The 22,058-nt window shown below is 45.7% G+C and carries 20 protein-coding genes and 1 tRNA gene; 17 read left to right on the top strand and 4 right to left on the bottom strand.

The genetic code is table 11. The annotated features are described in order from the left end of the window. Positions 1-7: 7 nt before the first annotated feature. The 3 genes from ACODJP_RS02320 to ACODJP_RS02310 all read left to right on the top strand — a co-directional run bounded on the left by ACODJP_RS02320 (position 8) and on the right by ACODJP_RS02310 (position 2,075). Positions 8-1,012 (top strand): Gfo/Idh/MocA family protein, encoded by a 1,005-nt coding sequence (locus tag ACODJP_RS02320; RefSeq protein WP_422478056.1) that lies wholly within the window; start codon positions 8-10, stop codon positions 1,010-1,012. A 1-nt stretch (position 1,013) separates the two neighbouring features. Beyond that, positions 1,014-1,625 carry a bifunctional phosphoserine phosphatase/homoserine phosphotransferase ThrH gene (thrH, locus tag ACODJP_RS02315; protein WP_422478054.1) on the top strand — a complete coding sequence of 204 codons (612 nt, stop codon included), beginning with the start codon at positions 1,014-1,016 and terminating at the stop codon, positions 1,623-1,625. A gap of 63 nt (positions 1,626-1,688) precedes the next feature. Beyond that, a complete protein-coding gene (locus tag ACODJP_RS02310) occupies positions 1,689-2,075 on the top strand; it encodes a TraR/DksA family transcriptional regulator (protein WP_422478052.1) in 387 nt (128 codons plus the stop codon). Positions 2,076-2,109: 34 nt separating this feature from the next. Here ACODJP_RS02310 and ACODJP_RS02305 read toward each other — a convergent pair whose 3' ends face one another. Continuing rightward, positions 2,110-2,760, bottom strand: a complete 651-nt coding sequence (locus ACODJP_RS02305; RefSeq protein ID WP_422478050.1) for an MBL fold metallo-hydrolase — start codon at positions 2,758-2,760, stop codon at positions 2,110-2,112. A gap of 2 nt (positions 2,761-2,762) precedes the next feature. After that, positions 2,763-4,331 (bottom strand): DbpA RNA binding domain-containing protein, encoded by a 1,569-nt coding sequence (locus tag ACODJP_RS02300; protein ID WP_422478048.1) that lies wholly within the window; start codon positions 4,329-4,331, stop codon positions 2,763-2,765. Positions 4,332-4,466: 135 nt separating this feature from the next. Between ACODJP_RS02300 and ACODJP_RS02295 the strand changes: the two genes are divergently transcribed. From ACODJP_RS02295 to ACODJP_RS02260, 8 genes are all read left to right on the top strand, one after another. Further along, positions 4,467-5,609 (top strand): hypothetical protein, encoded by a 1,143-nt coding sequence (locus ACODJP_RS02295; protein WP_422478046.1) that lies wholly within the window; start codon positions 4,467-4,469, stop codon positions 5,607-5,609. 2 nt (positions 5,610-5,611) lie between these two features. Next, positions 5,612-7,081, top strand: a complete 1,470-nt coding sequence (mltG, locus tag ACODJP_RS02290) for an endolytic transglycosylase MltG (RefSeq protein ID WP_422478044.1) — start codon at positions 5,612-5,614, stop codon at positions 7,079-7,081. A gap of 61 nt (positions 7,082-7,142) precedes the next feature. After that, positions 7,143-7,226: transfer RNA gene (locus ACODJP_RS02285), tRNA-Leu, on the top strand. 164 nt (positions 7,227-7,390) lie between these two features. Further along, positions 7,391-8,935, top strand: coding sequence for a diguanylate cyclase (locus ACODJP_RS02280; RefSeq protein WP_422478042.1), 1,545 nt, complete (start codon positions 7,391-7,393; stop codon positions 8,933-8,935). A gap of 429 nt (positions 8,936-9,364) precedes the next feature. Further along, positions 9,365-10,390 (top strand): rod shape-determining protein, encoded by a 1,026-nt coding sequence (locus tag ACODJP_RS02275; RefSeq protein WP_422478040.1) that lies wholly within the window; start codon positions 9,365-9,367, stop codon positions 10,388-10,390. 14 nt (positions 10,391-10,404) lie between these two features. Next, entirely contained in the window at positions 10,405-11,433 is a 1,029-nt protein-coding gene (locus ACODJP_RS02270) for a rod shape-determining protein (RefSeq protein ID WP_422478038.1), read from the top strand. Between the two features lie 12 nt (positions 11,434-11,445). Beyond that, positions 11,446-12,492 (top strand): rod shape-determining protein, encoded by a 1,047-nt coding sequence (locus tag ACODJP_RS02265; RefSeq protein WP_422478036.1) that lies wholly within the window; start codon positions 11,446-11,448, stop codon positions 12,490-12,492. A 106-nt stretch (positions 12,493-12,598) separates the two neighbouring features. Beyond that, positions 12,599-14,101: an EAL domain-containing protein gene (locus ACODJP_RS02260; protein ID WP_422478034.1), complete on the top strand. Its 1,503-nt coding sequence runs from the start codon at positions 12,599-12,601 to the stop codon at positions 14,099-14,101. A gap of 8 nt (positions 14,102-14,109) precedes the next feature. On the opposite strand, the gene ACODJP_RS02255 is transcribed toward ACODJP_RS02260, so the two are convergent. Together ACODJP_RS02255 and ACODJP_RS02250 are read right to left on the bottom strand one after the other, a co-directional pair. After that, positions 14,110-14,412, bottom strand: coding sequence for a cupin domain-containing protein (locus ACODJP_RS02255; RefSeq protein ID WP_422478032.1), 303 nt, complete (start codon positions 14,410-14,412; stop codon positions 14,110-14,112). 4 nt (positions 14,413-14,416) lie between these two features. Next, complete coding sequence (locus tag ACODJP_RS02250; protein WP_422478030.1) at positions 14,417-14,893, bottom strand: pyridoxamine 5'-phosphate oxidase family protein; 477 nt, start codon at positions 14,891-14,893, stop codon at positions 14,417-14,419. 211 nt (positions 14,894-15,104) lie between these two features. Here ACODJP_RS02250 and argC point away from each other — a divergent pair, with 211 nt between their 5' ends. From argC to ACODJP_RS02220, 6 genes are read left to right on the top strand one after another with little or no spacing between them, the layout of a single operon-like run. Continuing rightward, positions 15,105-16,163, top strand: a complete 1,059-nt coding sequence (gene argC, locus ACODJP_RS02245) for an N-acetyl-gamma-glutamyl-phosphate reductase (protein ID WP_422478028.1) — start codon at positions 15,105-15,107, stop codon at positions 16,161-16,163. Positions 16,164-16,183: 20 nt separating this feature from the next. Further along, positions 16,184-17,404, top strand: a complete 1,221-nt coding sequence (gene argJ, locus ACODJP_RS02240; protein WP_422478026.1) for a bifunctional glutamate N-acetyltransferase/amino-acid acetyltransferase ArgJ — start codon at positions 16,184-16,186, stop codon at positions 17,402-17,404. A 2-nt stretch (positions 17,405-17,406) separates the two neighbouring features. Beyond that, positions 17,407-18,267 (top strand): acetylglutamate kinase, encoded by an 861-nt coding sequence (gene argB, locus ACODJP_RS02235; RefSeq protein WP_422478024.1) that lies wholly within the window; start codon positions 17,407-17,409, stop codon positions 18,265-18,267. A 21-nt stretch (positions 18,268-18,288) separates the two neighbouring features. Beyond that, positions 18,289-19,479: an aspartate aminotransferase family protein gene (locus tag ACODJP_RS02230; protein WP_422478022.1), complete on the top strand. Its 1,191-nt coding sequence runs from the start codon at positions 18,289-18,291 to the stop codon at positions 19,477-19,479. 32 nt (positions 19,480-19,511) lie between these two features. Further along, positions 19,512-21,575, top strand: a complete 2,064-nt coding sequence (locus ACODJP_RS02225; protein ID WP_422478020.1) for a patatin-like phospholipase family protein — start codon at positions 19,512-19,514, stop codon at positions 21,573-21,575. Beyond that, positions 21,575-22,003 carry a DUF1893 domain-containing protein gene (locus tag ACODJP_RS02220; RefSeq protein ID WP_422478018.1) on the top strand — a complete coding sequence of 143 codons (429 nt, stop codon included), beginning with the start codon at positions 21,575-21,577 and terminating at the stop codon, positions 22,001-22,003. The genes ACODJP_RS02225 and ACODJP_RS02220 overlap by 1 nt, the downstream gene beginning before the upstream one ends. Positions 22,004-22,058: the final 55 nt, after the last annotated feature.

Genomic DNA, 22,058 nt, shown 5'->3' with positions numbered 1-22,058 from the left:
GCAATAGATGAAGAAAAGTAGATGGGGAATTCTCGGTGCGGCAGGGATCGCGCGGAAGCAACTCATACCCTCTTTGCATGCAAGTGAGACTTGTGAACTGGTGGCAGTGGCCTCTAGGGATGCAGAAAAGGCAGCCACGTATGCGAAAGAGAATAACATTCCCGTATCGTATGGTTCCTACGAAGAACTATTGGCAGATCCTACGATCGATATAATCTACAATCCGCTTCCAAACCATCTCCATGTCGAATGGACACGTAAAGCAGTTGAAGCGGGAAAGCATGTCCTCTGCGAGAAACCTTTGTCGCTCTCGGTTTCCGATGTTGAAGAGCTTATAGCCCTGCGCGATTCATCCAAAAAACTAATTGGGGAAGCCTATGCTATGTTCCATCAACCCCGCTTACAATCATTGAAACATCAATTGGATACCGAAAAGTATGGAAAGTTGGAGAGTGCGCATGGAGTCTTTTATGCAAAGAATCAAGATCCAACCAATATCCGCAATGCCTACGATTATACCATGGGCGGAGGCGCTCTTTGGGACATTGGTGTCTATCCTGTCACAGTGGGAAGGTGGATGTTCGGCGAGGAGCCGACTGAGGTCTCCTGTGTGATGGATTTCGATGAAAAGCTGAACGTAGACCATCATACCACCGGTATACTCAAATTCCCTTCAGGTGGGCAAATGAGCTTCGCCACCGGGATGCGGCATCCATTCCATACCCATATGACATTGTATACCCAGTCTCATCGATTCGAGGTCGCAAATACATTCCATAGTGATGTGAAGAACCAGATGATCTTCGAAGTCTTCGACGGACAAAAACCACCGGTCGCGAAAACCTATAGTTTCGAGCCTGTCGATCAGTATGCACGTGAATGTGATAATTTCGCCAAGGCTGCATTCTCAGGAGAACCGTTTGCCGGTAGTCTGGAACAAACGCTTGCCAGCACAAAGGTCTTGTTGGCATTGTTTAAGGCAGCAAAAAGCAACCGTTTCGAGGTAGTCTGATATGGATATCGTATGTTTGGACCTCGAAGGTGTGCTCATTCCAGAGATTTGGATTAACTTTGCCCAGAAAACCGGAATAGAAGAGCTCCGTCTTACCACACGCGAAGTACCCGATTATGATATCTTGATGCGTGGTCGCCTCTCTATCCTTAAGGAACATGGCCTCACTCTATCCGATATCCAGCAGGTAATAGGAACCCTGTCGCCTCTTGAGGGTGCTCTGGAATTCCTCAATGGTCTGAGGAGTAGAACTCAGGTGGTGATTCTCAGTGATACGTTCACGGAATTTGCCAAACCATTGATGGAAAAATTGGCATGGCCTTCAATCTTCTGCAACGATCTGGTGGTTGATGAATCAGGGATGATCGTTGACTATCGATTACGTCAGACAGATGGTAAGCGTAAAGCTGTCGAGGCTCTCAAGGGTATCGGGTTCAGGGTATTCGCTGCAGGCGACTCTTACAATGATCTTACGATGATCAAAACTGCCGATAGTGGTGCGTTGTTCCGAGCTCCGCAGAGGATCCTGATGGAGGAACCTCAACTTCCTCATGCACAGACGTATGGGGAGCTCAATCGGATAATCGATGATTTTTTAGCTAAAAAAGGGTGAAATCAAAAATTTCTCTTGACGTATCGATAAAACACATCCATCTTTATTGATACTGTTTTAAGTATGATTGCTGAGGTGTTGGTTATGAGTGAAGAATTCAATGCAGAAATGGAGCAGCGCCTTCTTGAGCTGCGTAAGGAAATTTTGGAAAGTATTGCAGCTGAAGACGAGGATTTTCGGGGAATGATCCATTCCATGGGGATCAAGGATCTGGGTGATATAGCCGCCGATGATATCGCAAGCAAGAAGATGGAGGCTCTGAACCAGCATGCCGCCAATCGTCTCAAGAGTGTAGAGGCCGCATTGACGAGATTGAAGAATGGTCGTTATGGTGTCTGTCTCCAGTGTGGTGCTAAGATTCCCGAGGAACGGTTGAGGGCGATTCCCTATGCCGTATTGTGTGTAGCATGCAAGACCGGTGAAGAGGGACCCAAACGTCGTTCATGGTAGGACTTCATGGAGTACCGAAGAGACCCCTGGTAAACTAAAGCCAGGGGTTTGACTTTTCTCTACCGATTGTTGTGGTTGGCCCATGCCCTGGATATACTATAGTTTCGTAGGGCAGGGTCATGAATTTCGTTAGAATTCCATCTATGATCAAATCGGGTTCGCTGTTCGGTAGATCAGTCCGTCCGATCGTTCCCGCAAAGAGTGTATCTCCAGAAAATAGTATTCCTGCTTCCTTGTGATAGAACCCAATTGATCCAGGCGAATGGCCTGGAGTATGCAATACGATGAGCCCTGCATCTTCTATCTTGTCCTGATCTCCAAGTAATGTGGTCGGCTCGGGAATCGCTTCCCATATTTCCAAAGGGATTTTCTCTTGTGAAGGATCAATGGCAACAGCGAATCTACGGAGAAGTCTTCCGCCCTCTCGACCAAGGAACATGGCTTCGGTGTGGTGGACCATCAGTGGCAGGACTCCGAAGCGGTTATATAGCGCGGGTATCCCCAATGTATGGTCCCAATGGGTGTGAGTAAGCAAGATGGCCTTTGGCACTAGATTGGCCAATTCGAGTCTGTTGGTGATGATATCCCCATCTGAGCCCGGATCAATGATCCAGGCTGAGTGGGAATCGTGCAGGATATGACAGTTGGTCTGGTAAGGCCCGAGACCAAGTGTTATGACTTCCATCGTTACTCCTTATTGGAGTAGGTAATGGAGGCTGTCCGGCCTCTGATATCCATGCCGTTCAATTTCTCGATCGCTTTATCGGCATTTTCCTGTGAGAGGGTAATAAACGAGTACTTGTCATGGATTCTAAGGGAATAAATATCTTCACGTGAAATTCCTAGATTGTCCTGGAGTATCTGGGAGAGCTCTTTCGCATAGAGCCTTCGCATTTTTCCAATATTAAGATATAGGGTTCTCGCTCCTTCGGGAATGTCTTGGCTAGTCGGTTTAGCCCCTTGCCTTTTGGCGCGCTGGGGTTTTTCTTGCTTTGCGTCTGACTCACGTGGGGTAGTGGCTTTTGCTGTAGCTGGCGATTTGTTGCTGGAGGTACGTTTGTCACTTCCCAGCAGCTCTCTCAACAAATAGGCAGTGAAATATCCACGACGGTGGAACGGTACATTCTTTTTGAAAAGTTTTCTCAGTGTTTCCAGTTCTTCTGGATTTGAGTCGATAGCAAGTTTGGCTACAAGCATTTGAATTTTTCCAGCCAATACTTCATCTGTCTCTGGGATGGATCGCTTTTCGTTCTTCATAAGCAGGGTCTCCTTGGATGTAATGATTTCTTCCGCTAGGTGCGGTTCTGTGATACAGACGATACGCTGTGGAATGCTATCCCACTCGTGTATATGCCGTATCAAGGTAACGGTTTCCCCACTATCTAGACCGATTGCGACAACAGTCGATGCAACCCCTTTTGGCTTGCTGGTCCTTCGATTTGAATGCAATCGGTCAAAACCGATCTTAGTGATCTCTAGGTGGGGAATAGCATGGGGCAACTTTCTCTCCAAACGTCTGGCTGCACTGTCATTCTTGTGCACTATGATATATCGATGCTCCTGCATAGCATACAATATATCCAGAATGGTATCGGTTGCATCTGTTGGAACTGCGTAACACTCGAGTGGCAATCGTGGCCGTTCCCAATCGGCCATGGTGATTATCGTCGGTTGTCCGAGCAACTCCTGTGGTGATCTTGATAGATGTGAAAGAGTATCGAGAAAAAGTTCTATGTGGGTGTTTGGATTGAGTTTGGTAAAAATAAACCTGCAATCATCAAGGAACGCCTGTTCTCTAAAAAGCAATTGTTCCTGAGTCTCCTGTTCTTCTAGGTCAAAACTATAGGCTAAGACCACAGCTTTTGTATGGGATAAAAAGATGTTGTCTCTTCGGATATGGTCGATAGCCCTTTGTGGAGTGGTCGCCAATACTACCGATTCATCGTTCAATGCGGACAAATCTTGCCTAGGGGATTGGGTTTCCGATAAACAGGTTATGTTCTTACATGTCGAGTCATCCAAAAAGGTTTCCAGCTTTTCCTGTGAAAGCAAGAGCAGTACGGACGGCTTGCTGGCCGAGATTTCACTCTTGGGTTTCTTGGAGGACTTGAGGAATCGGGTGATCTGCTGGGATTGTTCCACTGCAATGGTGACAGAATCACCGCCCACCTCGATAATTGAGGGGGAGCCGAATTCGGTAGCCATCCGTTCTTGCAGTTTGCTTTGAAGCAGGGAGGGGATTACCAACGTGTCCATTCCACCTCCACGGAGAATTCATTCATGCGATGCTCTTTTCTATCATCTGGGAAATAGGATATAGAGTGAAGCTTGCTTTGTCAAGGAAGTGCCGTTATGGTAGTATATCGTTACGGTGGTAGGTAAGGAGCGCTAATGGGGCGACAACGGAGCCAAATAGAGACAGTTGAGAGGCAAATTGCAGTAGTCGACCACGACATAGGTGTGTTGCTGGCCGAACTTGGCATGCATATACTCGCTCTACGGCAACCAGTAGTTGCTCGTGATACCGTAGGAGCCTATCAGCGGTTGGCAAAAGAGAAGTCGGTTTTAGATGATTATGATGCTCGTATTCTCCATATGCAGCAATTGGGTCAAAGCTTACAGGATGCGAATGTCAGAATTGCGCAGCTGAAGGAGTTGTTGGCAAATCAGGAAAAAGCCCTCAGACTCGTCTATGGAAGGGTTGGGGTGATCGCCTGGGAGGAGGCTCTATCTGGAGCCCTCTCTGACGTCATCCGAAAGGTCTTGCCTGATATCGATCAGATGCAACAGCGGGCAGCTGCTTTACGGCAAAACAAGGAGATTGTTAGCCAGAAGAGTCGTGAGTCCTCATCATTGTTTAGACTCCCTTTAAAATTACAGGAATTAATCGCAACCCGAAAGTTGGATCGGTTTGCGCGTGGACATGAAGAGTTTTTTGTCCAGACAGGTCAGATCATAACCACCCAGGCTTCTATTCGTCATCTACAAAGCAAAGCCGCAGTCGACTTAGATAACAATTACCACACATTGAATAGGGAAATTGCTGTATGGCGAGAAGAGATGGCCTTGTTACAACAACGGATATCTGAGGATAAGACTAGCTTGGAAGAGGTTGGAGTCGCAGGTTCGGTAGAGAGAAAAATTATTGAATTGCAAAACCTGCGTAATAGCCAAGCTGAATCGGTCAATCGTCTTGCGATTGAATATGGTCGGATGATATGTGCCTTGGATAATCCATGGACGTCGATCGATGTCAATGCCGAGACATTACGGTGCTATGACCAGATACGCCGTCATCAGCGGATTCGACTCCAATTGGAAAAGAGGATAGGAGATTTGCAGATTGAACAACAAATCGGCGAACTCATTTTCCTTATCGAGGAAGACGAGGAGCGTATCGGGCATCTTCGTCAACTTATAGACCAGAATAACCGGCAAATTGAGGAAATCCAAAAGAATATTGTCCAGCGGAGAGAGCAGATCGTTGAGATGAAACATAACCTTGCCAAGAGTCTTGAACGGGAGGAGTTGTAGGGATGGCACCGAAGAGACCCCATACCCAGAAGTCCCTCTCTGAGGCGAGATCCCGGGAAAACCGGTACGATGAGCTACAAAAGAAGACCATGAGGAATCCCCAACAGATGAATCTCGGTTTCGATGCTATACCTCCATCCCGATCCGATGCCGAGCATCTCGTGGATGAAAGGAGAAAGCAGAAGGCTCAATTCGCAAAACCGAGGGCTAAGACGGTACCAAAATCTCAACCTAAGGGTAGCTCCCAAACAAAGCCATCCACGAAAAAAGAGAGTCCTCATCATGCACAACCGATCCATTCATCGGAAAAGACAAAAAAAAGGGAAAAAACGATATCTAAGAAGAAGAGCACTCCATCGACCTCCAAGCAACCGAAAAAAAGAAAAGCCGATTCTAAAAAACCAGTAAAAAGAACCAAATCAAAACCAGCGAAGAAAGGTCGATCCACTCGAGGATCTTTACACATTCAATTATCCCTGCCGATTTTTATTGTCATGGTGGTAGTCATAGCATTGCTCAGCGGCTCTTTGATTGCTTGGAAAATCGTCGATTTCCGTCACACCAAACCAGTAGCATCCACGAGTCTTTCCACAACGTCTGCTACAGTCGTTATAGAACCAGGAATGTCAGCACGTGCTGTCTCACAACTGTTAGCGCAGCATGCCGTAATTACCGATGCAAAAGATTTTGAACGATATTTGGAGTCTATCGGCCATTCCACGCGAATCCAAGCCGGTACCTATGAGTTCACTCCTGGTCTCACCCATGCCTTGGTAGCCGAGATGTTGGTTGATCCCAACACGCAATCCAGTGTCGGAAAAGCAATTTCTGTATTTCCGGGATTCACTCTAGAGGAAATCGATAACCGCTTGGCTGAGATGAGTGTCATTGAGGCTGGTACCTTTATCGATGCCGCTGCCTATGTTGTACAGGAGCGTGGATTACCATTTGCAGAAGGGTGGTTCTTGAGTGGGAGCTATGACTTGAAAACCGAGGGTTCTGTGAGTTTGGCGTTGGCTCGCACTATGCAGGACGCCTGTAACAATGCGTTGCGGCCTTACTTGGGGGAATTGGAGAACATGTCAATCACTCTTGCCGATGCCGTTGTTATCGCATCACTGGTACAACGGGAAACGAACGATCCCGAGCAGATGTCCGAAATCGCGGGAGTGATCTACAATCGACTGCAAGCAGACATGAGTATTGGCATAGATGCTTCTTTACGCTATAGGTTTGATGCATGGAATCGAGACTTGAATACAGCTGAGTTGGCTTCCAACGATCCATACAATGTCAGACGGGTAAAGGGATTACCTCCGACAGGAATAGGAGCACCTAGTCCTGCAGCAATTCAAGCGGCGATGCAACCAGCCTCCCATGATTGGTTGTACTATCTTCATGATAGGGAAGGGAATCTCCATTTTGCCGAAACTTATGTAGGCCATCAGGATAATATAGAGAAGTTTTTTTAGTGATATTGAGTTTTTTTCTCTGATAGTGTAAGGTGTTTCTCGACCGTTGAGGTTATTTCCTGCCGGCGTGGTGAAATTGGTAGACACGATAGACTCAAAATCTATTGGGGGCAACTCTGTATCGGTTCGAGTCCGATCGCCGGTAAAACAGCAATACCACATGTATGGTAAACGAGAAAATCCACTGCAATAGCCAGTGGATTTTTCTGTTCTTCCACTGGGAGCTGTCAATTTGGTCGAAGGAGCATTGTAGGGTTGAGCCGGTTAGGGTATCTGGATATACTCTGTTCTATCTTAGGAGGTTCACAGTTGGTTCCAGGACTCTGGATTTTTATCACCTCCATCGTAATCCTCACCGTAGTCCTGTTTTATACCCTAGGGAAACGAGGAACCCTCATTGGCAGGGCTTTCCTATTTCTACTTGCCTGTGCATGGATATGGACAGCGGCTTTCATCTTGGAACTAGTGTCTACGACATTGGAGATAAAACTACTGTTCGCAAAGATCCAATTCATCGGAATCGTATTGATACCAGTCGCATGGCTGCATTTTGCTTTGGTTCATGTTGGTCGTCGATTGAAAATCCATTTCTGGATTCTTATATTTCTTGTCGTTGCACTCTCCCTTATATTCGTACTTCTTGTTCCAATGCCTAATCTATTTTGGGGTTATCCGTCACTCATACCGGTTAATGGGACATTCAATGTGGTTGATTATGATTATGGGCCGCTTTTTACCTATGTTCTCATGCCTTTCACCAATATCCTTATCCTTTCCTCACTTGGTCTATTGGTGCATCTGTTATTGGAGCATCACACACTGTACAAACAACAGACGTTGTTGATCATCGTAGGTACGTCCATACCTTTGGTGATGAATATACTCTATATCTTTGGAATTACTCCCGTTACCCATCTGAATTATTCGACAGCTTCATTGAGCATTACCGGAGTGTTGTTCGGTTATGCGCTATTCAAATTCCGTTATCTGGACGTATATCCTTTGGCTAGGGATATAATTTTCGAACAGATGCAGGATCCTGTCTTGGTACTCAATGAACGTAAAGTAATTATCGATGCAAATCGAGCTGCAATCGGTCTGGTCCCAGTTTCTGTTGATCTGGTGGGTTCCGACTATCACAAGTTGGAATCCCTCTATTTCCACGAAGGTCTCATGGATTCACTTTCCGATACGGGAAAGTCCGGTCCGGAAGATTCGGTGGCGATTGAAAGTCGTCTGTTCGATGTGACGGTCAAACAGGTTGAAGATATTAGAGGGCAGGGTGGTTGTACTATCATCTTGTTCCATGATGTCACCGACAGAGAGAACCTCCACCGAAAGATAGAGGAGTTGGGTAGAAGAGATCCCTTGACCGGCGTTTTTAACAGAAGAGAGCTGATTTTCCATATAGAACAGCTATATGAAGAGGCTTATGATAAGCGATTACCACTTTCCCTGTTGATGTTGGATATCGATAGTTTCAAACAGGTAAATGATACCTATGGCCATGATATGGGTGATAGAGCTCTGGAAACATTCGCAAAGGTCCTTTTCCATTCGATTCAACCTACCGATATTGTCGGAAGGTATGGTGGGGATGAATTTATCATAGTATCGCTTGGAACTTCTCTTGATCGTGCTATTGTGATGGCTGAAGAAATTAGGAGAGAGGTCTCTTTACAGAAGCTTCCTACCACCGTTGGTGATATGTCCCTGCGAACAAGTATTGGAGTTAAGACATTCGACTTTTCGGGTGAAAAGAGGCTTTCCAATCCAGCAACCAAGTTGTTGGCTGAAGTCGATGAAGTCCTTTATATCGCAAAACGTGAAGGAAAAAATCGCATCTCTTATTGAAAAGAGCTAAAAAAGACCAGAAAAATTTACCAATTCTTAATAAAAATCAATTACAAAAATGTAAATGGTAAAAATTTGACTGTCATGAGTCATTGATGAAATCATTACATATACAACATCTGTCAATAATATAATGAAATACTTACAAATATCATATCACTATAAATTTATCGTATAGTCATATAATTACACATTTTACTATGTTGGATGCGTGTGCCAGCAAGGTGAGCAATGATGTACATTAGGTGTCCTTTGGTTAGTACAATCTGTATTCTTATGTCATGACAAATAAAAAATAGCCTCAGAAAGCTGTCATAGGGTAAAAAGGTTACAAAAAATTACAGAAAAAAACTTGACAGGTCCCAGTGCCCATGGTTCAATGATGCTTGAAGTTTTTCACGGAGCCCATGCTGACTAAAGGAGTATGACATGAAGGACAAGACAAACCTGTCAGTAGGTATCGACCTTGGCACATCGAACCTGCTTATCTATGTTGAAGGCCAGGGAACACTATTCAATGAGCCCTCCATCATTGCAATCGACAAAGCAACGGATAAAGTCGTCTCCGTTGGTCACGAAGCCGCCAAACTCGTAGGCAAGACACACGACAAGGTGGAGGTGGTGCGACCTCTCCAAGGAGGAGTAATTTCTGATATCAAATTGATACGGGAAATCCTCCTGTTTACCTTGGAGAAAATTTTTGTTTCTGACTTGCAGACCATTGGTAAATTGATGATCTGCATACCTTCTGAGATCACCAACACAGAAAAAGAGGCTATTGTCGAATTAGGCCATAGCTTGGGGATCAAGAATACGGAGATCGAAGAGGAGATAAAAGCAGCAGCGCTAGGATCCGGTGTCGACATTTTCGCTCCTAAAGGCCACATGGTGATCGATAGTGGTGGAGGAACAACCGATTTTGGAATCCTCTCCCTTGGAGATGTCGTACTGTCTAAATCGATAAAGATCGCTGGAGACTTCTTTGATCGGCAGATTATCGACCATGTCAAGACTGTACATAAACTCGAAATTGGCAATCAGACTGCAGAGCGGATAAAGATCAAACTCTCATCACTGACTGGACCCTATCCAATAGATGAGGATGGGAATCCTATTGTGTTCGAAGCAATGGGTAGAGATTTGGTATCCGGACTACCGAGACGTGTTGTCCTGGGAACAGAAGAGATTCGAGAGGTATTGTTGAATTGTTTCGAGGCAATCAAATCGGTTCTTCTAACTACCTTGGAAGAGACCCCTCCCGAATTGGCTGGAGACCTGGTGGATAATGGGATTCTTTTAACGGGAGGCGGTTCGCAGATTCCGGGTATTCGCGAATACATCGCTGAAATTGCCCAAGTTCCCGTCTACTTGTCTGAAGTTCCCATCACAGCAGTTATCGACGGGTGTAAAAAAATGCTCAAAATGACGAATAGACATTTCTACTCCGAAGTATAGGGAAGGTATTTAGTATGAGTGCAATTGGTACAAATCAAAAATTGGGTCTTGGTATAGACTTGGGGACCGCAAATCTATTGGTCTATCTGGAGAAGAAAGGAATTATTTTCAACGAGCCTTCCGTTATAGCTTTTGATCGTGAATCGGGAAGAATCGTTGCAGCTGGAGAAGATGCCCACAGGATGCTGGGAAAGGTACACAGTAAGATTTCTGTGATAAAGCCTTTGCGCAATGGTGTTATTTCTGACATGAGGGCAGCGAAAGCACTGCTTACGTATGTGTTAGGAAAAGTGGAAAACTTCACGGAAAAGAACATGAATAAGATCACCTGTGTGATCTGCTGCCCCTCCGAAGTCACAAAAATCGAACGGGATGTCATGATAGATCTCGCTGCGAAAATGAACATCTCTGATGTATTCATTGAGGAAGAGATTAAATCGGGAGCTCTTGGAGCTGGTGTGGATATCTTCAAATCCAAAGGCGTCATGGTGGTTGATATTGGTGGTGGAACGACCGATGTTGGAGTCATCTCATTCGGAGATATCGTGTTGTCAAGGACAATCAGGAAAGCAGGCAGCTTCATGGATGATGAGATCGCCAAATACGTGAAAAAGACACAAAGTGTCGAAATAGGTGAACTGACCAGCGAGCGGACAAAGATGGAGTTAGGCGATTTACATGCCTCTGCGAAATCTGTGACAAACAAATATGCTGGTCGAGATATGGTCAAGGGAATTCCCAAATGGGTCAACCTTACTACAGAAGAAATCCAGAATGTTTTGGTGCCTGTTTTCGATGATATTGTAAAACTGATATCTGCTGTATTGAAGGATACTCCACCCGAACTTTCTGCCGACATTTACCAGCACGGAATATTGCTGACGGGAGGTTGTTCCTTAATACGTGGAATAGACGAGTACATTGGGAATAGGATCCAAGTACCTGTCCACGTAGTGCACAATCCGCTCACTTGTGTTGCGGAAGGAACGAAGTTTCTCTTGAAAAATCGCGGTGACTATCTGGTCAATCCGCTGCAGTTGTAGGAGGTTCGCATCATGGCATTTTCAATCGGCAAGCAAGAGAAGGCGAAAGCTACCACAGGAAAGAATATTGGCATAGATTTGGGTACGGCAAATATCCTCGTGTATGTAGAAGGTGAGGGAATTGTAACCAATGAACCATCGGTAATCGCATTCGACTATGAAACGAATGAAGTCTTGGCCACCGGTCAGATGGCAGCCGATATGATCGGCAAGGGACATCACGGAATAAGAATCGTGAGTCCTCTGAATCAGGGAGTTATCTCAGATATTGAAGCTACGAAAAAGTTGATAGAGATATCCTTACATCGCGTGGAAAACATCAATCTGGAACTCGCTGAATCGACTCTGCTACTCTGTTGTCCCTCTGAAGTTACCCAACTGGAACGTGATTCGTTCATGGATCTTGGTTCCAAATTGGGAGTCAAAGATATCTTTATCGAGCAGGAGGTCAAAGCTGGAGCCATAGGATCGGGACTCGATATCTTTAGTAGCAATGGCTCAATGATAATCGATATCGGAGGAGGCTCTACCGATGTGGGGGTTCTCTCTCTTGGTGATATCGTAGTTTGCGAATCGAATAGGATCGCAGGAAATTATTTGGATAATGAAATCATGAATTACATGCAGTATGTGCATGGATTACTGATTGGAAAAAAGACTGCTGAACGGGTCAAGATTGAGATAGGCTCCCTACGGGAGAAAATTGAAGATCCTCGTAAAACGTATGTGAATGGTCGTGATGTCGTTACCGGTCTCCCCCGAAAGATCTTCGTTGACGAAGCCGAGATTCGCGACGTTCTAGCCAAACCATTCGAATCGATCGCAACCATGGTATTAAAGGTGTTACAGCAGACGCCAGCCGAATTGTCGGCAGATATCATTGTGAATGGTATCTACATCAGTGGTGGGGGTGCTTTGATCGATGGAGTGGATGAGTATTTGCACAAGAGGATCGGTATGGATTTCCACATTTCAAGGCGGCCACTGACCGCTGTTGTGGATGGCACAAAATTATTGTTGAAGAACAGGGGTAGTTATTTCGTTAAGCCTACTGATTGAACATAAAAGGCTATCCCTGATTCTATAGTTCGGATCCTCCACTCCGAAAATTCCTTGACTGGGGTGGGGATCCGGCATTTTACACTGACGAAGGGGACTCAAGGTTATGGGCGATATGAACAAGTTGTGGTTGAGATTGGGTTTCTGTGCGTTGATTGTATTATTGTTCAGTCTCTGGCAAGAGCTCTTTCCCATTGCAGTGGTAACTGCAGTCTGTCTGGCATCGTGCCTGATTGGGATCTGTTTCTCACAAGATGAAGATCGGATGTTCGATCATAATTCCTCATTCAAAACCTGGTTACTCTCACATGAGAAGAGGCTTCCTTTACACGGGTTGGATAGCTATTTCTGCCTATTCATCCAATCATTACCAAAGGGACTTCACCATGCAATTATGGACCATCGTCTCTTAGATGAGTTGTATGCCTCTATGATGAGGGAGTTGGGTGTATTCTTGGGTAGTTCCCATGTTAAGCGGTTATCCCGAGAACAGTTTGTGATTATCAAGGAATTCCCTTCACCAGAGAACCTGGATTTCAACCAAAGGTATCTCTATCAACTGGAAATGACTAGTCGGATAACAAATATTTTGGATGATCTGATCGCCAGCAGTGATGTGCAGGTAGGCCGTTCGATCGAGATTTCTGTCGGTTGTGCAAGTGGCGGGATCCGTTATCGTATCGAAAGAATCGAGGATCTACTGGAATTATCCTATTTTACCATGAAACTTGCTCGTGAAGAGGACCGGATGAGCTTGATTGCAGACGAACATATCCGTGCAAGGAAATACGATATTGATGAATGCAAGGCAGGGTTCAACAGGAAAGGTTGGGAACATGAGTTCAACCCCTTTTTTCAACCGATTATCGATCCGGCCTCTTTCAGGATAGTGGGGTTGGAAAGTTTGGCACGATGGCAACTCGGTGGATTTCGGGTGATGCCTGCAGGTGTGTTCAAGGATCTAGCCTACGAGATCGGCTGTCTCGGAAGAATCGATGCAACCATTATAGAGAAGACCTTTTCGACAGTAAGGACATTATATGATGAAGGCCTTCTGCCATATGGTTTTAGGATCGTATTCAATGTAAGTGCTTCAAGCCTGAACGCATACTCCGCTGAATGGTTGGGCAATATGGCCGCTGGATTTGGACTGCATCCTGAACATATCGAACTGGATATAAAGGACTCCATACTCTCGGACCCGATCGTCGCCAAGGCAATAGACGCATTGAAGGCCTATGGGTTCAGAATAGCGCTCGATGCCTTTGATGAGAAGTCTTTCGATATAAGGACATTCTTCAATAGTTGCTTTGATATCATCAAGTTGGATTATTCCCACTCGGGAGATGATTCTAAAGTATTCCAAGATCAGCAGAGACGAGTTTTTAACTCCCTTACTTTCTTGGGAGACAGTCTCTCGATGCAAGTATTGGCAAAGAATATTGAAACCAAGGAGCAACTCGAGTGTGCACGACAACAAGGCGCACACTATTTGCAGGGCAACTACTTTACACCGCCTGTACCAGAAACCGAATTCAGGAACTTCTTGAAAAAATACCGCGAAGGACTATATCTGGATGCCTATGTAGGAGCATCTGAACTGGCTTAGCGTCCAGATTAGGCCGATTTTATGACAAACAAGTGCATTGTGCCTTCACCAGCATTTCTGATTCCCAGTTTCGTATTCGCTGGAATTCCGACAATAGCACCTTCTGCATACTGGTGTTCTTCTTGGCTATCCAAGGTCAAACCGAGTACTCCCCGTGTTATGATCATATGTGCAGCTTCTGCAGTGGGGTGTGGATCGACCGATTCCCCATGACCGAGGCTCAGGTGGTTTATACGGACGGCAGGCCCTCCGATGATCCTTTCAACAGCGGTCATATCTTCAGTACTGTATGCGTATACTTTCTCTATCATAAGATTACTCCTGTATGGGTTGTTTTGGTAATTTTGCTTTAGCCGTTAATGATTCGATAGAAATTGCGATAACGGCTGTATGATCGAGAGCCCGATCCACATAGGCTTTCGCTTGGATATCGAACTCAGGTGAATATTTCATTGCGAGTAGCAAGAGTGCTCTCCTCTTCTCCTGGACATCGGTAACAATGGATGCCAAACCATAAGCGATTGCTGACTCATACTCGGTGGAGAATTGTTCAGGTAGGATATTGGTCCTCCCTACACAGGTGAATACTGCATTGGTGTTCTGCTCTAGAATACGCAATTTTGCACCTTCTGTAGCTCCATGGATATAAATGATGTCGTCCGATAGCACGAATGATAAAGGGACGGCATACGGCTTTCCCTGTTGGTCAACGAGAGAGAGTACACCATATTCGGCATCGGTGAGAACTTTTCTGGCAAAAGCTTCATCCTGTTTACGATCAGATCTTCTCATCTTGTTCCTCCGATTATATGAATCTATCATATTGTCAGGTGTTTTGTCGTTACATTTGCAACGTATTTTTCCATACCACGTGGTCAAACTATTTTTTATAATTTGCATAAATATACATAAAAGCCCTGTACAAAAATGGAAAATGAATATATATACAGATAATAGGAGAGAATCTTACAAGATTAGATTCTATAGAAGAAGGAGATTCGCAATGCTTACAGTTGGAGTAATCGGAGCTACAGGATATGCGGGAGCAGAGTTGATGCGCCTTCTATGTCGGCATCCCCAGGTGGAAAAGATACTAGCGGGTTCTCACAGCCATGTGGAAACCCCCTATTCCTCAGTGTATCCCAATTTTTCCAAGATATTCGATTTCTCCTGCCATGATGCCGACATATCCGCATTCGCAGCCAAGTGTGATGTGCTATTCGTTTCCCTTCCACATGGGATAGCCTCACAACATGTTACCGAGGCTGTTCTCGACCAATGTGTTGTGATTGATCTTGGCGCAGATTTTCGGTTGCATGATTCCCAAGTCTACGAGAATTGGTACAAGACAAGTCATGGAAATCCACAACTTTTAGAGAAAGCTGTCTATGGTTTGAGCGAGTTGCATAGAAAAGAGGTTGCTTCGACTAGACTTGTTGCGAATCCAGGATGCTACACCACCTGTTCAATTCTTATAGCTCATCCACTACTGGCACAAGGATTGATCGATCCGGAGAGTCTGATAATCGACGCTAAATCTGGTGTTTCAGGGGCTGGTCGTTCCGAAAAACTCGGTTCTCTATTCTGTGAAGTCGATGGATCCATCAAACCCTACGGAGTAGCTACACACCGCCATACACCGGAAATCGAGGAGCAACTTTCGTTGACCCATTCGCATGGAATGAAGCGCAGCGGAGTGGTGGTTTCGTTCACTCCTCACCTTGTACCGATGAATCGTGGAATTCTTGCTACTGTATACGCGAAACTGAAACCAGGAGTTACGAAGAGAGAACTCGAAGAAGCCTACAGTCTCAGTTACGCGGATGAGCCGTTCATCCGGCTTCTCCCCTATGGCACATTCCCGGAAACCCGCTGGGTGAAAGGTTCCAATTATTGCGATATTGGTTATACATTGGACGAAAGAACAAACCGAATCGTTGCATGTGGAGCTTTGGATAATCTGGTCAAGGGTGCAGCTGGGCAAGCTGTTCAGAATATGAATATTGTATTTGGTCTCCCTGAACAGACTGGGTTGGATGCCGTCCCTGCATTTCCCCTCTAAAACCATACGAAGGAGTAGCTATGAAAACTATTGAAGGCGGAGTCACTGCTCCAAAGGATTATCTCGTCGGTTCTGTTGCTGCAGGAATAAAAAAGAAGAAAAAGGATATGACTGTCCTAGTATCAAAAACGCCCGCATCGGTTGCCGGTGCATTCACGACCAACGTAGTCAAGGCAGCTCCTGTGACTTGGGACCAGAAGATTGTCTCTCTCAAGGCTCCAGTACGAGCCTTGGTGGTCAATAGCGGTAATGCTAATGCGTGTACTGGAGAGCAAGGAGAGAGGGATGTTCAAGCTATGGCGAACAGGGTCGGATCCAAGCTGGGCATTGCGGACGAGTCCATTTTAGTCTGTTCCACGGGAGTTATCGGTGTTCCGCTGCCCATGGATAAGATTCTTGTTGGAATCGACAATTGTCTTGCGAATCTAGATAACAATGTACAATCGGGGGTAGACGCTTCAGAGGCTATCCTCACCACAGATACCTTTACCAAATCCTTGGCAGTCGAGATAGAGATCGATGGAGTTTCCATAAGGATAGGAGGAATGGCAAAAGGATCGGGAATGATTCATCCTAATATGGCTACTATGCTTTCTTTCATCACAACTGATGCCGATATTGATTCCGAATTTCTGCAGGACATGTTGGGACATACTGTTTTGGATTCCTACAACATGATTTCCGTAGACGGAGATACGAGCACAAATGACACTGTCTTGGTCTTTGCTAATGGAGCGGCTCAAGGAGAGAAGATTTTACCTGGGACACCAGGAGCAAGTGTATTCGAAGAAGCTTTCTCCTATGTGCATACTGAGCTGGCAAAGATGATTGTAATGGACGGCGAAGGAGCCGGAAAATTTATAGAGGTTTCGGTAACTGGAGCACCAACGAAAGAGGATGCTCGCCTTATGGCCCGCTCGGTGATATCGAGCAACTTAGTGAAAACCGCATTTTTTGGAGCCGATGCGAACTGGGGAAGAATGCTCTGTGCGATGGGTTACAGTGGAGCCGATTTTGATCCGGGAAGAGTCTCAATCACCTATATGAGCGAAAAGGGAATGATTGCGGTGATGAAAGAGGGTGTCCCTGTCGCTTTCGATGAAGATCTGGCGAAACGGATTTTACAGGAGAAGGTGGTTCATGTAGCCGCTCAAGTAGGTACTGGTGATGGAGATGCCATGGCATGGGGTTGTGACCTATCCTATGAATATGTACGGATAAATGGAGATTATAGAAGTTGACAATGAAACGGGAAATAGAAAAGGCTAATGTTCTCATAGAAGCTCTTCCCTATATCAGACGATTCGCCGGTAGCACAGTTGTCGTCAAGTATGGTGGGAGCGCCATGGTCGATGATGAGATCAAATTATCCGTGATTCAAGATATCGCGATGATGAAAAGGATCGGGATGCGCCCTGTCGTTGTTCATGGAGGAGGCAATTCAATTACCGAAATTTTGGGAAAGTTGGGTAAGAAGTCGCAATTCATCGATGGACTAAGGGTAACAGATAGGGAGACAGCTCAGATTGCTGAAATGGTTCTTTCGGGTTCCATCTCAAAGGAGCTGGTTCAATGTCTCCAGTCGCAGGGTATTCCAGCTGTAGGAATCAATGGAAAGGATGGAGACACTCTGGTAGCCAAAAAGAAATTGACCAACGGTAAGGATCTCGGTTATGTAGGAGAGGTCGTGAAGGTCAATACGGGTTTATTGGACTCGCTGATGGCTAATGATTTCATTCCTGTCGTTGCCCCTGTAGGAACCGATTTTGCAGGCAATACCTATAATATAAATGCAGACTATGCTGCAAGTGCGATAGCTGGAGCCCTCAATGCTCAAAAATTGGTTTTTTTGACCGATGTAGAGGGTATTCTCAAGGATAAGGATGATCCTGATTCGATTCTGAGACAGCTGACTCTCGTAGAGGCGGAAAATTATATCGAGGATGGAACCATAAGTGGAGGGATGATTCCCAAAGCCCAGTGTTGCATGGATGGAATCCGTCAGGGTGTCCAGAGTGTGCATATTCTTGATGGAAGATTGCCCCATGCACTCTTGTTGGAAATTTTCACGAACGAGGGTGTCGGAACCATGATGACTCGCTGATATGAATGGAGGATTGCAAAGATGGACAAGACAATAGAGTTAGGTAAATCGGTATTCATGGAGACGTACGCCCAGTTTCCGATCGTACTCGCCGGAGGCGATGGACGGTATGTGTTCGATACCCAGGGTAAACGATATCTCGATCTGGTAGCTGGAATAGCAGTTAATATTCTTGGGTATGGAGATAAACGTCTCTCCAGTGCGCTCCATAAGGTTATCGACAATGGCCTTTTGCATTGTTCTAATCTCTATTGGAATTCCTATGCAGTTACAGCAGCCTCACGGCTGGCAAGACTCAGTTCCATGGAGAAAGTCTTCTTCTGCAATAGTGGGACTGAAGCCAATGAAGGGGCGATCAAACTAGTGAGAAAGTACGGTTCTTCCCTAAAGGAGGGAAGGACCGATATCATTACCATGAAGCAGTCATTCCATGGACGGACATATGCATCAATGACTGCCACAGGACAAACAAAGTATCAGAAATCATTTTACCCCTTGGTGCCGGGATTCTCCTATGCTCCTTTCAACGATTATGATGCCCTAAAAAACATGGTTACCGATACAACTTGTGCGATTTTCATTGAGCCAGTCCAAGGAGAGGGTGGGGTAGTTCCTGCCGATGCTTCTTATCTAAAGAAGGTCCGCCAACTTTGCGATGATCGAGATATTCTCTTAGTATTCGATGAAGTCCAGTGTGGCATGGGCCGTACCGGAAAGCCATTCGCCTGGCAAAAATCGGGGGTAAAACCAGATGTCATGACTCTAGCCAAAGCTCTTGGAGGTGGGGTACCGATAGGAGCTGTAGTCGCTACCGGAAAGGCAGCTACCGTGCTACAGCCAGGGGACCATGCCGCAACGTTTGGTGGGAACCTGCTGGCAACAGCTGCCGCCGATTGCGTGTTGGAAGTTCTGGAGGATGGAGAGCTGCTGGAACATGTTGAGAAGGTAGGTTCCTACCTGCGCAATAGTCTTGAAGCTCTGAAAGAGCGTTTTAGCCAGATAGTCGAAGTTAGGGGTGCCGGCTTGATGCTTGGTGTGCAAATGAGTATTCCGATCAGGCCAATATTGGATATGTGCATGAAAGAGGGGCTCATACTCGCAAATGCTGGACCTGAGATTCTCCGTTTCGTACCACCACTTACGATAACTGAGAGCGAAATTGATGAGGCGATAACTATTCTTACCCGCGTTTTGGAAAAAATACTGGATTAACACAAGAATTGTCAGTATCCTCCGAATCAGCTATGATGGATCGTGGAGGAAATGTAGTGCGCATGGGGAAGCGACATCGTCTGTACATCGAAAGAGTGATTGCAATACTCCTCGTGGCCTTTTCTGTAGGTGTGGTAGGTGCGCAGGATTCGTCAGAAATTCCTACACTCAACAATTCTAATAATGTTCTTTCCTCCACAGTTCCGGTAGTGTATGGAGATACGAATTTCCGGGAGCGAATCCTACAACGAACCAAAGGCGAGCGGGATCCTATCGGACTAGTTTTATCTGGAGGCTCAGCTCGGGCTTTCGCCCATATCGGTGTACTGCGCTATATAGAAGAACAGGGAATAGTCCCCGATTTCATTATATCGAACTCCATGGGGTCGATTGTAGGAATCCTTTACGCTGCCGGGTTTTCACCTGAACAGATCTTCTCGTTATCTTCACAATTGGATATTTCCCAATTGTTCGATTTATCGTGGCCATTGGCAGGAGGATTTTTGGATACCTCCCGTTTTAGCTCTCTGGTAGCCGCATATCTAGGTGAAGAACTGAAACTTGAAGAGTTGCCGATTCCTGTCATGATCGTAAGTGAGGATTTGGTCACGAAGCGTCAAGTGAGGATAATGGAAGGCGATGTGTTGACCGTATTTGATGCCGCATTTGCTCTTCCAGTCTACTTTCCCCCAGTAGAGTATAGGGGGCACTTGTTGGTAGATGGGGGTATGACAAACCTGGTACCTCTCGAGATAGCCTACGAATACACAGATACCACCATTGTCTCGACAACCTTCTATGAAGGCCAGGATATTAATCTCCGTAATGCCCTATCCGTATTGAATATATCCATCGATTTAGGGAAACGTCGTGAAGGTGTGGCTGCCCTCCAAAAACATCCCGATACCATCTGGATCAGATGCGATGTCGAAGATTTCTCTTTTATGGATTTCGGTGCGATCGAAGATCTCACTGAACGGGGCTACACTTCCGCCAGTCTCCATGAAGAGGCTCTGAATGGACTCGACGCACGGGGCACGACTGCTGAAATCCGGCAATTTCGTTCCAGCTTTTCGTCTCGGGAAGAACAGGTCCTCAGGAACTACCAATTGTACAAGCGAGTCCCACAACACTCGCTTTCACAACAACTGTTCATGGGAATGCGTAGTTTCAATTATCTTGATGACCAGTGGTACTTGCGTGATGATTCGCTATTCGGACTCATGTATAACCTGCGTTGGAAAGATCTTTGGCTCTCGCTTCACGGTGGTATGGGGTGGAAAACCTTCTCTCCTATGGCAGTATATCCAGGAATCTCGGCGCGTATTTCAATCCAACCAATCGCTCCTTTATTGCTGGAGGCCGATTTCGTAGTTGCTTCCGATGAAGATATCGTTCCCTCCTGGTACCATAACCTAGGGGTGCAGTTTAGACAGAGTTTCTTCTCAAATACTTTGATGACGAGCATAGACTTACAATGGGAACATCAACTCGATTCTAGTTTTTCCCTAGCATCGATGTTGGTCCATAGTGGAGTCTCCATTGATTGGAATTCCTCCAAAGAACCCCAGACTGTAGTCCATGCAGAAGGGGCTTGGCAGCTCGCTGGAGACTGGGACCGGCAGTTTATCCATACCAAGCTTTCTGGTATTGTTCCACTTCCACTCGATTTCAGGTTCCATGCTGGGTACACTGGACGATATGCGCTCGATGGTAAGGGTAATGTTCCCATCTATATTGAGGATGGATTCCTAACTGCAGATGCTCTCCTGCTTGATCAGGGTTCGCTCGCTTCGACAGTCAATTCTCCAGCAAATTTCTTGATTGTCGGTAGATTCGGAGTCGATTGGCAACCTCGATGGTTCAAGCCGACAGCCGGTGAGTTATTGATCTTTCATGACTCAGCCATTGGTCTTTTTGGTGATTTATTGTGGAATGACGATGCATCATTCATCCCTGAGGTTGCCTACGGAGCTCGCTTTTCAACGAAAGTTTCATTGTTGGGATTGAATTCCCTACCAACTTCGTTGTATGTAGGGTATGACGGTCCCTCAAATGGTCTTATGTGGGGCTTTATGTTCGGCAGGAGATTATAATGCAATCAATGGAAATTGAAGTTCCCCTCTGGTTACTGGGTCGGACATTACCCGACTCCCTATCCTTACAGATACTGGATACCAACCAGCATGTTCTGTTTTCCAGTTCAGGGAAATGGCTCCATCCATTATTCGAAGCCGAATCATTCATTAAGGCAAATCGGCTTTCAGCACCTGATTTAATCCTTCATGACAGGATAGCCGGCCGGGCAGCTGCCGCCCTTGCTGTCCATATCGGCTTCAAAGCGGTTCGGGTATCTCTAATGAGTCGCCTTGCACAGTCTGTCTATATTCGTTATGGAGTTCCTTATAGTGCCGATGTCTTGGTGGATCGGATCGCTTGTCGAACTGAAGACCTTATAGATGACACCATGACCTTGGGAGAAATATATTTTCTCCTATCTGAGAGAGCAGGAAGGGTAGGATAATAGCATCTGTGTTATAAGTTAGACTTGCCGAACAAATTTAATTGACATCGCTTAT

Origin of the sequence: Pleomorphochaeta sp. DL1XJH-081 (assembly GCF_049310885.1) — a bacterium.
Taxonomy (GTDB): Bacteria; Spirochaetota; Spirochaetia; order Sphaerochaetales; family Sphaerochaetaceae; genus CAYZJV01.
Note: the sequence above shows the minus strand (reverse complement) of the source record. Positions and strands in the feature narration are given on the sequence as shown.